A 13,999-nucleotide genomic window follows, 5' to 3' on the forward strand; every position below is an offset into this window, starting at 1 on the left:
CGCGAGCCGCGCTAGGGTCTGAACAAATTTTAGGTTCCATAGTGGGTCGGCGGCCGTAGCGCTGCACCAATGGAGGTGAAATGTCCTACGAGAGCACCGCAGAACCGATCAAGATCGGCTACCTGATGGACTTCAGGTTGCCTGAAGGTTTTCCGAAGACGTACTTCGAGGACCTGACGCAGCCGTTCGACCTCGTCTTCAAGCAAGCAGGCGAACAAGGCCTGCTCGACCGACCCATCGAGATCATCTACCGCGAGGTGGAAGGTCTGCCGAAGGGATCGGTCAAGGCGGTCATCGACGCCTACGGCGAACTGTGCGACGAGGGATGCCTGGCCGTCTTCGGCCCGAACATCACCGACAACGTCGTGCCCACCCGGGAAGCCATCGAGGAACGCTTCAAGGTCCCGGCCATCAGCGTCACCGGATCCGATGCGGCGCTGGGAGAGTGGGTCTTCTCGTTCCCGATGGGGTCGCTGACCGACGAGCCGATCTTCTGGTCGGACTTGCTTGCCAAAGGCGGGCACACTGAGGTGGGCGTTCTAGTCGAACAATCGCTGGTCGGCAAGACTTATCTGGAGAACTTCCGTAAAGCCTGCCAGCGCAAAGGTATTCGCATCGTTGCCGAGGCGGCCATCGCGCAGACGGCGCAAGATGTCAGCGAGGCCGTCCGAATCGTTCACGACGCCAAGCCGAGCGCGCTGGTGCACTGCGGCTTCGGGTTCGGGATTGTCTTCATCAATCCGGCACTCGAGGCGCTGGACTGGAATCCACCGCGTTTCACCAGCACCGCGTTCCAAAACGCCTGGCTCAACCCGATCATGTGGAACGGGTTCATGGGTTGGACCGGCGTGGACCAGTACGACGAGGGCAACATGGTCGGGCAGAAGTTCCTCGACGAATACCACCAGGCCTACGGCCGCCGCCCGGAATGGTGTGTGCCCGTTGTCAACCGCGACGTCGCGATGACGTTGGTGCGCGCATTGAGCGACGCGCATCCGCTGAGCCCGCGCGGGGTCAAGGAGGCCCTCGAGCGGGTGAAGATGATGCCCGCCGCCTCCGGCGCACCGGGTACCCGCGTGTCGTTCGGGAACTGGACCCGGCGGGCCTGGATGGGTGCCGGCTACCTGGTGGCGCGCAAGCTCGATCCCGACGGCGTCAACTCCCATCTCGTCGACCGCTTCGGAGAGGAATAGCCGATGACTGCTGAACAGACAACACCTTCGGCGACAGCTCCGACCGTCGAGCCCAGACGAGGATCGCCCTGGACCTGGGTATGGGTAGTAGCCGCGCTAAGTGTGCTCGGATTCTTTCTCGCCAATGCCCGCACGGGTTTGGAGTCCGACCGGGTTCGTAATCCGGCGGTCACCGGGACACCGCGACCAGTGCAAGTGCTGTTCGGATTCCAACACTGGCTCGGGCTCCTGGAGGCGTTCACCGTTGTCGTGATGGCTCTCATCGCGGTCACCTACGTGATCGCGTGGCGCCGCCACCCGTATCACCCGGTGCTGTTGATGGGCATCGTCACGACCTTGATCGTCTGGCAGGACCCCATCATGAACTGGGCGCCGTTCGCGGTTTACAACCCGCAGTTGCATCACCTGCCCGAGGACTGGCCACTGGTGTCACTGTCACCGACCGTCGAGCCGTTGTTGGTCCTGGGCTACATCATGTTCTACCTGGGGCCCTACTTTCCGGGCATCTGGCTGCTGCGCCGGATCCAGGCCCGTCGGCCCGTCGATTCATTCGTGTGGCGCCATCCCTTGATCAGCCTGGCGATCTGCATCCTCCCGTTCGGGATGGCGCTGGACGCGGCACTGGAGATCACCCTGGTCCAAACCGGGATGTACATCTATTCCCAGGTCCCGATCGGGTCGATTTTCGTCGGCCAGACCCACCAATTCCCCTTCATCATCGAGATATTGGCGGTCAACTTCGTGATGGTGCCGGCCGGGGTGCTGCTCTACCGCGACGACACCGGCCGCACCGCGGCCGAGAAATTGGCGCAGCGGGCGAAAATCTTCGCCAGCCGTCCCACCCTCGGGATGTTCGTGGTGATGCTGGTCCTGATCAACGTCGGCTACTTCTGCTACGGCGGTACGTTCGCCCTGGTCAAAATGGCCCACCTGTCACGTACCGTCGCCTGCCCCTGGCCGTATCCCGAAGCCAAAATCTATGACCCACAAGGCTTTTACGAAAAAGAAGGCCAACCCGGTCCGTACTCGGTGGGCATCTGGTCGACCTGGTTGAGTGGTCAACCCAACGGACGCCCGAACGTCGAACTACCGGCTGACGGCGGACGGTGCGGGCCGGGCAATGGGTGATCCGCGCAGCGTCGTCATCACCGGTGCATCGCGCGGGCTGGGATTCGCATCGGCCGTGCGCTTGTATGGCGAGGGGTGGCGGGTGGTCGCGGCGATGCGGACACCCGACTTGGGGATTCCGCTTCTACGAGAGGCGACGGGGGCCGGCGACGACGACGACCGGTTGATCGGAGTGCAGTTGGACTTGTTGGACAGCGCCTCGATCACCGCTGCGGCCAAGGCGATTGAAGAGGCCGTCGGGACGCCCTACGCGCTTGTGCACAACGCCGGGATCTCCGCCGCCGGAATGGTGGAGGAGACCGATATGTCGTTGTGGCAGAGGCTATTCGCCACTAGCGTCCTCGGTCCCGTCGCGTTGACTCAGGCTCTGCTTCCGTCGATGCGAGCGGCGGGCGAGGGACGCATCGTGCTGGTTTCCAGCGTGGCCGGGGTACGTGGTCAGCCCGCCACTGCGCCGTATTCGGCAGCCAAGGGAGCATTGGAGCGCTGGGGTGAGTCGATGGCGTGCGAGATCGCGCCGTTCGGCCTCGGTGTCACCGTCTTGGTCGCCGGCGCCTATGACACCGAGATCATCACCGACGCGGGCACCACGGACGACCGCGACTTAGCCGGCCCGTACGCCCGGCTGCATCACACGATGAACACGCGCGGACGGTTCGCCATGCGCCTTGCCAGACCACCGGAGCGGTTCACCGACGGCCTGCTCAAGGCGCTGGACGACCGGGCGCCGTTCCGTCGCCGCGGTGTGGGCCCGGATGCTTCGATGCTGTTGGCTCTCAACAGGGTTCTTCCGTCGTCGGGTATGCACCACCTGTCGCGGATCGTGCTCGGCATACCCAGGCAGGGATCAATGCGGGGCGGGGCATGGCCATTGACAGCGAGCCAAAAGGCCATGGTCTGGGCCGCACGCGTTCTTCCGGCACCGCTGTTACGGCGCTTGGCACCAAAGGAGCAGTGATGGAACAGCTTTTCGACGACCTGGAAGACTTCGGCGCCTTCGACGACGCGATCTCCGGCGATGTGCGCGACCCCTACACCGAATTGGCGCGGCTGCGCCGCGAGGAGCCGGTGCAGCGACTCGAGACGTCGGGCGCGCTTCCGCACGAGGAATCGCTGCCGATCTTCATCGTGTATCGCCACGAGGACATCCAGCAGATGCTTCGCGACAACGAGACGTTTTCGTCGGCGGCTGTCATCGCGGCGTTCGGCCCCGTATTGGGGGAACACGTCATGCTCGGCATGGACGAGCCGATCCACGGCCGACTGCGGTCGCTCGTGTCAAAGGCCTTCTCGCAGAAGTCATTGGCGCGCTGGCAGGACGAGTTGGTCGCCCGGGTGGCCAACAGCCTGATCGACAACTTTGCACCTAACGGCAAGGCGGATCTGGTCAAGGAATTCACCTTCGACTACCCGAGCCAGATCATCGCGGGACTGCTGGGCCTGCCGGAAAAGGACTACCCACAGTTCCAGCGGTGGTCGATTTCGCTGCTGAGTTGGCTGATGAACCCCGAGCGCGGGCTCGCGGCCTCGGCCGCCCTGTGCGACTACTTCGCGCCCATACTCGAGGCCCGCCGGGCCGAGCCGAAGGACGACCTGATCAGCGCGCTCGCTGCGGCCGAGATCGACGGGGAGAAACTCGCGGACGAGGAGATCTTCTCGTTCCTTCGACTGCTGCTGCCCGCCGGCGTAGAGACGACCTATCGGGCGCTGGGCAGCCTGCTTTTGGCGCTGCTGTCCGACCCGGAGCAGTTGGATGCCGTCCGCGCGGATCGGTCGCTGCTGCCACAGGCGATCGAGGAGGGCGTGCGGTGGGAGTCACCGTTGCTGACCATCACCCGGGTGGCGACTCGCGACACCGAACTCGGCGGCGTGGCGATCCCGGCCGGCGCGACGGTGATGCCGATGCTCGGTTCGGCGAACCGGCAAGAGGACCGCTACCCCGACCCGGACAAGTTCGACATCCACCGAGAGGCCCGGGCGCACCTGGGCTGGGGCCACGGCGTACACGTGTGCCTCGGCATGCATTTGGCACGGCTCGAAATGCGCACGGCCATCAACCTTTTGCTCGATCGGCTGCCAAACCTCCGACTGGACCCCGATGCGGACGATCCGCACATCCGCGGTCAAGTTTTCCGGTCGCCGACGTCGGTCCCGGTTCTGTTCGACCCCCAATAGGCGGCCCCGCAAAGGTTGCACCTTGCCAATCGGTTAGTTTCCAGTAAGGCTCTCCATAGGGTCCTCTGACGAGTTAGAGAAAGACATCTCACGAAGTTAAGAGTCAAGCCACGAGCGAGAGAGGAGGTGGAAACGCCAGGTGTTCGTTGTAGAGCCGGCCGGTCTGCAGGCAGTGGTGGAGTTGGCCGAGAAACTTGTTGAACAGGTGCCGTTGGGCTTGGTGGTTCCAGTCTCCGGCGGCGCGGCGGGCATCGTAGTGGCGACGCGCGCCCGGCGAGGCGCGCAGCGATCCCAGTGCCCAGATCGGGCCGACGGCGGCCAGTCGCCGGTTCTTGATGTGGCGGTGCAGGACAACGGTTTTCTTGCCGCTGGCGCGGGTGATGGGGCGGATCCGGCGAAGGCTTTGAGTCCGCGGGCCTCAGCGAAGCGGGTTCGGTCATCGCCGATCTCGGCGAGCACCCGGGCGCCGGCCAACATCCCCAGGCCGGGGAAGCTGGTGATGATCTTGGCGTCCGGGTGTTGCTCAAAATGGGCGATCGCCGCCTCGGCCAGCTCGTCGGCCGCGGTGCAGGCGGCCTCGAGTTGGCGCAACAACGCCGCCAGTTGGATGCCCATCGCGTTTTCCACGGCCGGCGGTTGGTGCAGGTAGGTGTCGGTGAACACGGCGCGCAACCGCTCGATATCGCGGTCGAGATGGCGTCGGCGGCCAGCTTTGGTCAGCAGTCGGCGCAGCCGGGCGGGAGTCAGCGTCGCCGCCTGCGTTGGGGTCGGCGCAGCGGCCAAGATGGTGCGGGCGTCGGCGCGGGCCAGTCCACCCTCGGGCAGCCCGGCGAACGCGGCGATGGCGGCCGGGTAGAAGTCTTTGAGCAGGTCGCGGATCTGGTTGCCGATCTGCTGACGCGCCCAAACCGCATCTTGCTGGGCGCGGGCGAGCACCCGGATGGCTTGGGCCAGCTCGGTGTCGGCGGGCAGCGGTCGGTGCGCGGCGGCATCGGTGCGCACGATATTGGCCAGCAGCACCGCATCGGTGGCATCGGATTTGGCCCCCGACACTGCATGCCGTGCCCGGTACCGCGAGGCCGCCAGTGGGTTGATCGGGTAGATCACCCGGCCGGTTTCGCGCAGCGCGGCCACCCACAGTCCGCGATCGGTTTCGATCCCCACCGGGATTGGATGCGCGGCGCTGTCACCGGCCTCAGCCAGCAGCGTCAACAGAGCCGCGAACCCGGCCGCATCATTGCTGACCCGTCCGCGGGCCACCACACGCCCGTCGTCGTCGATGACGGCGACATCGTGATGTTCAGTGGCCCAATCAATTCCACAAAACAAGCCCAAGGTGTCATCACTCCTTCGATCGATGGTTATGCCGTCACCGGTGGACTCACGCGGCGCCCTAATCGCGGGACTCTTAGGTCCGTCATCTCACTAGCCGTCCGTGACTCCAGCTCACCGCAGGACCTCGTTCTATCGAAGAGCTCAAGGCTCGGGAAACACAGTCGGGAGGTCAACCCTGCGGTGGGCTCGGGCAACGGCATCCCACCACCACCGGAGGTGATCTGCCGCCAGGCGCGCCGTTCTTTCTCTAGACGTCGAGCGTCGGGACAAACCAGGCATCACCTGACAGCAGACCAACCAGGAAACAGACCCTGGTCGCCACCACGACCAGCAATCCATCCCTACTAAACGATTAGTGACAGACATGACTGAGGCTGTAAAGGTCCGCTTCGAGTCCAAGATGATGATCGACGGCAAGCTCGTCGATGGGCAGGCCGGCACTTTCACCAACATCAATCCGGCAACCGAAGAGCCGCTCGGCGAGGTCGCGGACGCGTCGAAGGAGGACATGCACCGGGCCATCGACGCCGCCCGGCGGGCTTTCGACGAGAGCGATTGGTCGACCAACCGCGAACTGCGCAAGCGCTGCCTGTTGCAGCTGCACGACGCGATCGAAGAGGAGAAGGAAGAACTGCGCGAGGAACTCATCCTCGAAGTTGGCTCTCCCCGGGCGATCACGTTCGGCCCGCAGCTGGACGCCCCGCTGGCAGATGGCCTGAAGTACCCCGCCAGGCTGATCGACGAGTACGCCTGGGAAACCGACCTCGGCGACAGGGTTATCAGCCTCACGGGCACCAACACGTCCGTCAAGGTCTGGCGGGAGCCGGTCGGCGTGGTCGGCGCGATCGTGCCGTGGAACTTCCCGTTCGAGGTCACCATCAACAAGCTCGGCCAGGCGCTGGGAACCGGCAACACCGTGGTGCTCAAACCGGCGCCCAACACCCCGTTCAACGCGACCCGGCTGGGCCGGCTGATCGCCGAAAAGACCGACATCCCCGCGGGTGTCGTCAACGTTGTCACGGCATCGGATCACTTTGTGGGCGAGGAGCTCACACTGTCACCAAAGGTTGACCTGATCTCGTTCACCGGCTCCACCGTGGTCGGCCAGCGGATCATGGAAAAGGGCGCGGCGACCATGAAGCGGCTGTTCCTCGAGCTCGGTGGCAAGTCGGCCACCATTGTCTTGGACGACGCCGACTTCGGGCTGGCGTGCGCGATCGGCATCGCGCCGTGTATGCACGCCGGGCAGGGCTGCGCCAACCCCACCCGGATGCTGCTGCCACGGTCCCGCTACGACGAGGGCGTGGCGATTCTCAAGGGCATCTACGAGAACGTCACGTGCGGCGACCCGCAGGATCCGGGGACGCTGTGCGGTCCGGTGATTTCGGAAAAGCAGCGTGACCGCGTGATGGGCTACATCCGCAAGGGTGTCGAAGAGGGCGCTACCGCGCTGGTCGGCGGACCGGATGCACCGACCGGATTCGACAAGGGATTCTTCGTCCGGCCAACACTTTTCACCGACGTCGACAATTCGATGACGATCGCGCAGGAGGAGATCTTCGGCCCAGTCCTCTCCGTCATTCCCTTCGACGACGAGGAGGACGCCATCCGGATCGCCAACGACAGCATGTACGGGTTGGCCGGCAACGTGATGTCGGGCTCGCTGGAACGTTCACTGGCGGTGGCGCGCAGGATCCGGGCCGGCTTCATGGGCGTCAACGGCGGTGCTCCGTATGGCGCCGACACGCCGTTCGGCGGGTACAAGTACAGCGGGGTCGGCCGGCAGAACGGCGTCGCCGGCTTCGACCAGTACACCGAGATCAAGTCTGTGGGATACCCCGCGGGCTGACGAATGTTGGCCATTCCCCGCTACCCGGACGACGTCACCTGTGAGTGGCTGTCGGCTGTCCTCAGCAGTGACCGGACGCCGGTCGAGGTCTCCCACGTCGATGTCACGGCGATCGGCACCGGTCAGACCGGGGCGACCTACCGGGTGTCGGTGCGCTATGCGCGCAATCCTGATGGCCTGCCGGATACGTTTGTGATCAAGCTGCCGGCCCAGGACGACACGGTGCGCGACCGCGTCACGATCGGCTACCGCAGCGAATGCGCCTTCTACTCCGCGGTGGCCGACCGCGTCCAAGTGCCAGTGCCGCACTGCTTCTACAGCGAGATCACCGACGACGCAGTGGAATATGCGCTGCTGCTGGCAGACCAGGCACCTGCAGTGCAGGGCGACCAACTTGCGGGCTGCGGTGAGCAGGAGGCGCGGCTGGCGGTCACCGCACTGGCCGGCCTGCACGGGCCCAGTTGGTGCGACCCGGTGTGGCTCGACTTCGCCGGCATCGCATTCGCGCGCCCGGACGAGGCATCGGCCCAGGGTCTCGGTGAGGTCGCACAGATGAGCGCGGACATCACGCTGGACAAGCTCGGTGACCGGATGAGCGCCGCAGACCGTGAGACCTTTACCGCGGCAATGGGTTTGGTGACGCCCTGGCTGCTGGCCGAGCGGGACCGGTTTGCCTTGCTGCACGGCGATTACCGGCTCGACAACATGCTGTTCGACCGCGAAGCCAACACGGTCAGCGTGGTGGACTGGCAGACGCTAGGCGTCGGCCTTCCCGCGCGTGATCTCGCCTACTTCACCGCCACGAGCCTCAAGCCGCAACTACGCGCAGCGATCGAGGCGGATCTCGTTGACAAGTATCACCGGGCACTCATCGGCTACGGCGTCACCGACTACGACCGCGAAACCTGTTGGCGCGATTACCGACTCGGCATGCCGCAAGCGCTACTGATCTCTGCCCTGGGGTTTGCATTCGCCACCGCCACCGACCGCGGTGACGAGATGGTGCTGACGATGCTGGCGCGCGGCTGCCAAGCGATCCGAGACCTAGGCACGCTAGACCTAATCGGGAAATAGCCGACGGGGATCAGTATTGCGTAGAGCCCTGATCGACTGGGATCGCCGCCGCGGTGACATTGCGAGATTCGTCGCTGGCCAGCCAGCAGACCGCGTCGGCGATGTCTTCCGGCTCGGCCACCCAACTCGGCAGGAACGGCGTCAGCATATGAGCCAACTGCGGATTTGTTTCTGTGGTGGCGGTGATCGCGGCAACCATGTCACCGCTTCCCATCGCGGTGTTGACCGGGCCAGGATGCACGCTGTTCACCCGGATCGAATGCTTACCCAACTCGGCAGCGAATGCGCGGGCCATCCCGGCCACGGCGTGCTTGCTAGTCGCGTAATGCACCATGAACGGCTGGATCTTGAGACCGGCGGCCGAGCTGATCAAGATGATCGACCCACCGCGGCCCCCGTCGATGATCTTCGGCGCGCCGGCCATCACGGAGTTCCACGTGCCAGTTACGTTGACCTCCATGACATCCCGAAAGTCTTCGGGAGTAATGTCGTTCCAGGCTTGCGGCGCCGAAATACCGGCGTTGGCGACGATGATGTCCAGCCGCCCCAGCGTGGCCACCCCGTCGTCGACCGTGTCGCGCAGTCCGTCGAAGTCACGAACGTCGATTTCTGTGGCCAGGATTCGACGACCGGTGGCCTCGACTAGCCGAACGGTCTCGGCCAAATCTTCGGGGCTCGCCGAATCGTAAGGGACGCAGGGCGGTAGCTTGCCTGCCACGTCGACCGCGATGATGTCGGCGCCCTCACGGGCCATCCGCACCGCATGCGCGCGGCCTTGTCCCCGTGCCGCACCGGTGATGAACGCTACCTTGCCCGCGAGCCGACCGCTCATGCTCGTTGTCCTTTCGACGCCGCCCTCACCAGATTCGATCCGACGATCAACCGCTGAATCTCACTGGTTCCCTCGTAGAGTCGCAGCAGGCGAACGTCGCGATAGATTCGCTCCACCGGAACCTCGCGCATGTAGCCGCTGCCGCCGTGGATCTGCACGGCGAGATCGGCGACTTTCCCGGCCATTTCGGTGCAAAACAGCTTCGCTGCCGACGGCGCGATCCGGCGGTCTTGATCGGTGATCCACAACCGGGCGGCCTCACGCACCAGCGCGCGTCCGGCCATCACTCCGGTCTGCTGGTCGGCCAACATCGCTTGCACCAACTGGAAATTGCCGATCGGTGTGCCGCCCTGCGTCGCGGTGGCCGCATAGGTCACCGATTCGTCGAGTGCCCGCTGTGCCGTTCCCACGGCGAGCGCGGCGATGTGGATCCGGCCGCGCGCCAGCGACGTCATCGCCGCCCTATAACCCAGGTCCTCGCTGCCGCCGACAAGTGCGCCGGCTGACACATGCACATTGCTGAGACTCACGTCGGCCGTCCAGGCGCCCTCTTGGCCCATCTTCGCGTCCTTGGTGCCGACCTGGACGCCGGGTGTGTCGGCAGGGACCAGGAAAACCGCGATGCCGGGGCCTTTGTCATCGGCGGGCCGAGTACGGGCGAATACCACGAACAAATCGGCTACGGGCGCGTTGGTGATGAAACGCTTCTCTCCGGAAATCACCCAATTGTCGCCGTCGCGAACGGCTTTGGTGCGCAAGCCTGCGGGGTTGGAGCCGGCCCCGGCTTCGGTCAACGCGAAGGATGCGACGACCTCGCCGGAGGCCATCGCGGCCAGCCAGCGGGACTTCTGCTCGTCCGTGCCGAACCCGACCAGGACCTGACCCGCGATGCCGTTGTTGGTGCCGAACATCGAGCGCAACGCCAGTGACGTGTAGCCGAGTTCCATCGCGAGCTCGACGTCCTGCGCCAGGTTCAGTCCGAGCCCACCCCAGTCCTGGGGGATGGCGTACCCGAACAAGCCCATCTGCTTGGCCTGGTCGCGCAGGTCGTCGGGCACCCGGTCGTTGGCAAGGATCTCCTGCTCGCGCGGGACGACGGCGCTGCGGACGAACTCGCGGGTCTGCGCCAGGATCTGCTGGAAATCGTCGTCGTCGACCGTCGCCATGGAGCTCCTTCCGGACCGCTACCCGCCGGCGATCATATATGAAATAGGATGTCTGAGATTACGGAGGGTCGACGGGAGGACGGTGATCAGGTGTCGTTGTTGACTGGTCAGACGGCGGTCGTCACGGGCGGTGCGCAGGGCCTGGGATTCGCGATCGCCGAACGGTTCGTCGCCGAGGGAGCGCGGGTAGTGCTCGGCGATGTGAATCTCGGGTCGACGGAGGCGGCGGCGAAGCATCTCGGCGGGGACGACGTGGCATTGGCGGTGCGCTGCGACGTCACCGTCGCCAGTGACGTTGACGCGTTGGTTGCGACCGCTGTCGAGCGGTTCGGCGGCCTGGATGTCATGGTCAACAATGCTGGGATCACCCGTGACGCGACCATGCGCAAGATGACCGAGGAACAGTTCGACGAAGTGATCGCGGTGCATCTGAAGGGCACCTGGAACGGCACCCGCAAGGCGGCGGCGATCATGCGGGAAAACAAGCGTGGCGCCATCGTGAATATGTCGTCGCTGTCGGGCAAGGTCGGTCTGGTCGGGCAGACCAACTACTCGGCGGCCAAGGCCGGCATCGTCGGCATGACCAAGGCCGCCGCCAAGGAACTGGCGCACCTCGGCGTGCGGGTCAATGCCATTGCGCCTGGATTGATCCGCTCCGCGATGACGGAGGCTATGCCGCAACGTATTTGGGATGAGAAGGTGGCCGAGGTGCCGATGGGCCGCGCCGGCGAGCCGGCCGAGGTGGCCAACGTCGCCCTTTTCCTGGCGTCGGAGCTGTCGTCGTACATGACCGGCACCGTGCTGGAGGTCACCGGCGGGAGGTTCATGTAGCCATGCGTACCCCTGTGATTTGCGAACCGGTTCGCACGCCGATCGGCCGCTACGGCGGGATGTTCAAGTCGCTCACTGCCGTCGACCTCGGCGTCGCCGCGCTGAAGGGGTTGCTGGACCGAACCGGCATTGCGCCCGAATCGGTGCAGGACGTCATCCTCGGGCACTGCTACCCCAGCAGCGAGGCGCCGGCGATCGGTCGCGTGGTGGCCCTCGACGCAGGGCTGCCGGTCACGGTTCCCGGCATGCAGGTCGACCGCCGCTGCGGCTCGGGTCTGCAGGCGGTCATCCAGGCCGGTTTGCAAATCGCCAGCGGTGACAGTGATCTCGTCATCGCCGGCGGCGCGGAAAGCATGAGCAACGTCGTCTTCTACTCCACCGACATGCGCTGGGGCGGCGCGCGCACCGGCATCCGGGTGCACGACGGGCTCGCCCGGGGACGCACCACCGCCGGCGGCCGTCACTACCCGGTACCGGGCGGAATGCTGGAGACGGCCGAGAACCTGCGCCGCCAGTACGACATTTCGCGGCAGGAACAGGACGAGCTCGCGGTGACGTCGCATCGGCGGGCGGTGGCCGCGCAGAAGAACGGCATCTTGGCCGAGGAGATCATTGCGGTCACTGTGCGCAGCCGCCACGGCGATGAGCTGATCGATACCGACGAACACCCGCGCGCCGACACCACAGTGGAATCGCTCGGCAAGCTCAAACCCGTTCTGCTGGGCGATGATCCGGATGCGACGGTGACTGCCGGCAATGCCAGTGGGCAAAACGACGCGGCGTCCATGTGCGTGGTGACAACGCCGGAGAAGGCCGACGAACTGGGGCTGACGCCGCTGGTGCGCCTGGTGTCGTGGGGGGTTGCGGCGGTACCGCCGAACGTCATGGGCATCGGCCCGGTTCCCGCCACCGATATCGCGCTCGCCAAAGCGGGCTTGCGACTCAGCGACATCGACCTGATCGAACTCAACGAGGCCTTCGCCGCGCAAGCGCTTGCGGTGATGCGGGAGTGGGGGTTCACTGCGGCCGACCGGGAGCGCACCAACGTGCACGGTTCCGGGATTTCGCTGGGCCATCCGGTCGGCGCGACGGGCGGGCGGATGCTGGCCACACTGGCTCGCGAGCTCCGTCGCCGCGGAGCTCGCTACGGCCTGGAGACCATGTGCATCGGCGGCGGCCAGGGCCTGGCCGCGGTGTTCGAACGGGTTGCGTCCCAGTGACTATGCCGTTGACGGACCTCACCGTCGTCGAGGTATCCAGCTTTGTCGCCGCGCCGCTGTGCGGGATGACGCTCGGCCAGCTGGGCGCCGACGTGATTCGGGTCGACCCGATCGGCGGTGCCTCCGATGTGCATCGCTGGCCACTGGCGGCCAGCGGGGCGTCGATCTACTGGACCGGATTGAACAAGGGAAAGCGCTCGGCGACAATCGATTTGCGGTCCGCCGACGGCCAGGAGCTGGTTCAGCGGCTCGTTACAGAGGGCGACGGCGTCGTGGTGACCAACGCCGCGGGCCTGTCTTGGCTGTCGTATGAACAGTTGGCTGCGCTGCGCTCCGATGTGATCCATGTGCAGTTGCTCGGCCGGGGTGACGGGTCCACCGGTGTCGACTACACCGTCAATGCGGCGACGGGATACCCGTGGGTGACCGGTCCCCCCAACCATGCCGGGCCGATCAATCATGTGTTGCCGGCCTGGGATGTGTGCTGCGGGCTGTATGCCGCTCTGGCCGTGACGGCCGCGGTGCGTCGTCGTGACCAAACGGGGGCGGGAGCCCAGATCAGCATTGCGCTCGAAGATGTCGCGCTGGCCACGGCCGGCAATCTGGGCTTGCTGACCGAACCCCAAGTCAACAGTACCCAACGCGAACGGCTGGGCAATGCGATCTACGGTCAGTACGGCCAGGATTTCACCAGCAGCGACGGCGTCGCTTTCATGGTCGTCACGCTGACCGGCCGGCACTTCCGGGATCTCGTCGAGGTAACGGGGACCGGTGTTGCAGTGTCGGCGCTCGCCGAGGCGCTGGGCGCTGACTTCAGCGCCGAGGGAGACCGCTACCGGTATCGCGATGTGCTGAGCGGGTTGTTCGCAACCTGGTTCGCCGACCAGACCGCGGCGCAGATCACCGAGGCGCTGTCGGCGACCACCGTGCTCTTCGAGCGCTACCGCACCTTCGCAGAGGTCGCCGACGACGAGAAGGTGACGGCCAATCCGTTGTTTACCCGGCTGCACCAAGACGGCCTCGGCGACTATCTGGCACCGGGCCTGCCCGCCGCATTCGACGGTCGCCACCCGGCAAGCAAACCCGCACCCGCGCTGGGCCACGACACCGCTGACGTGCTCACCGAGCGGCTCGGGTTGAGTGCCGCTGAGGTGGAGCGGCTGACACGCGCGAAAACGATCGCCTGCTAGGAGGGG

At 65.5% G+C, this 13,999-nt stretch carries 11 protein-coding genes and 1 pseudogene; 9 read left to right on the forward strand and 3 right to left on the reverse strand.

Annotated features, from left to right (window positions below):
- The first annotated feature begins 80 nt into the window (after nucleotides 1-80).
- Genes G6N47_RS15675 through G6N47_RS15690 form a run of 4 tightly spaced genes read left to right on the forward strand, consistent with a single transcriptional unit; the run spans nucleotide 81 to nucleotide 4,496 of the window.
- Nucleotides 81-1,193, forward strand: a complete 1,113-nt coding sequence (locus G6N47_RS15675) for an ABC transporter substrate-binding protein (RefSeq protein ID WP_083134694.1) — start codon at nucleotides 81-83, stop codon at nucleotides 1,191-1,193.
- Between the two features lie 3 nt (nucleotides 1,194-1,196).
- The gene (locus tag G6N47_RS15680) at nucleotides 1,197-2,321 is read left to right on the forward strand and encodes a spirocyclase AveC family protein (protein ID WP_083134695.1); all 1,125 of its coding nucleotides are present in this window, start codon (nucleotides 1,197-1,199) and stop codon (nucleotides 2,319-2,321) included.
- On the forward strand, nucleotides 2,314-3,279 hold the full coding sequence (locus G6N47_RS15685) for an SDR family oxidoreductase (protein ID WP_083134696.1): 966 nt from the start codon (nucleotides 2,314-2,316) through the stop codon (nucleotides 3,277-3,279). Before G6N47_RS15680 ends, G6N47_RS15685 begins: the two co-directional genes overlap by 8 nt.
- On the forward strand, nucleotides 3,279-4,496 hold the full coding sequence (locus tag G6N47_RS15690) for a cytochrome P450 (protein ID WP_083134697.1): 1,218 nt from the start codon (nucleotides 3,279-3,281) through the stop codon (nucleotides 4,494-4,496). The genes G6N47_RS15685 and G6N47_RS15690 overlap by 1 nt, the downstream gene beginning before the upstream one ends.
- A 103-nt stretch (nucleotides 4,497-4,599) precedes the next feature.
- Here G6N47_RS15690 and G6N47_RS15695 read toward each other — a convergent pair.
- Nucleotides 4,600-5,825, reverse strand: a pseudogene (locus tag G6N47_RS15695) (IS110 family RNA-guided transposase).
- A gap of 370 nt (nucleotides 5,826-6,195) precedes the next feature.
- On the opposite strand from G6N47_RS15695, the gene G6N47_RS15700 reads away from it, so the two are divergent.
- Nucleotides 6,196-7,680, forward strand: coding sequence for an aldehyde dehydrogenase family protein (locus G6N47_RS15700; protein WP_083133699.1), 1,485 nt, complete (start codon nucleotides 6,196-6,198; stop codon nucleotides 7,678-7,680).
- A gap of 3 nt (nucleotides 7,681-7,683) precedes the next feature.
- Complete coding sequence (locus tag G6N47_RS15705; RefSeq protein WP_083133698.1) at nucleotides 7,684-8,754, forward strand: phosphotransferase family protein; 1,071 nt, start codon at nucleotides 7,684-7,686, stop codon at nucleotides 8,752-8,754.
- 10 nt (nucleotides 8,755-8,764) lie between these two features.
- Here G6N47_RS15705 and G6N47_RS15710 read toward each other — a convergent pair whose 3' ends face one another.
- Together G6N47_RS15710 and G6N47_RS15715 are read right to left on the reverse strand one after the other, a co-directional pair.
- Nucleotides 8,765-9,586, reverse strand: coding sequence for a mycofactocin-coupled SDR family oxidoreductase (locus G6N47_RS15710; protein WP_083133697.1), 822 nt, complete (start codon nucleotides 9,584-9,586; stop codon nucleotides 8,765-8,767).
- Nucleotides 9,583-10,752, reverse strand: a complete 1,170-nt coding sequence (locus tag G6N47_RS15715) for an acyl-CoA dehydrogenase family protein (protein WP_083133696.1) — start codon at nucleotides 10,750-10,752, stop codon at nucleotides 9,583-9,585. The genes G6N47_RS15710 and G6N47_RS15715 overlap by 4 nt, the downstream gene beginning before the upstream one ends.
- Before the next feature lie 48 nt (nucleotides 10,753-10,800).
- On the opposite strand from G6N47_RS15715, the gene fabG reads away from it, so the two are divergent.
- From fabG to G6N47_RS15730, 3 genes are read left to right on the forward strand one after another with little or no spacing between them, the layout of a single operon-like run.
- Entirely contained in the window at nucleotides 10,801-11,583 is a 783-nt protein-coding gene (fabG, locus tag G6N47_RS15720) for a 3-oxoacyl-ACP reductase FabG (RefSeq protein ID WP_083133695.1), read from the forward strand.
- A gap of 2 nt (nucleotides 11,584-11,585) precedes the next feature.
- Entirely contained in the window at nucleotides 11,586-12,803 is a 1,218-nt protein-coding gene (locus G6N47_RS15725; RefSeq protein WP_083133694.1) for an acetyl-CoA C-acetyltransferase, read from the forward strand.
- Between the two features lie 2 nt (nucleotides 12,804-12,805).
- Entirely contained in the window at nucleotides 12,806-13,993 is a 1,188-nt protein-coding gene (locus G6N47_RS15730; RefSeq protein ID WP_083133693.1) for a CoA transferase, read from the forward strand.
- Nucleotides 13,994-13,999: the final 6 nt, after the last annotated feature.

The organism is Mycobacterium branderi (assembly GCF_010728725.1).
Classification (GTDB): Bacteria; Actinomycetota; Actinomycetes; order Mycobacteriales; family Mycobacteriaceae; genus Mycobacterium; species Mycobacterium branderi.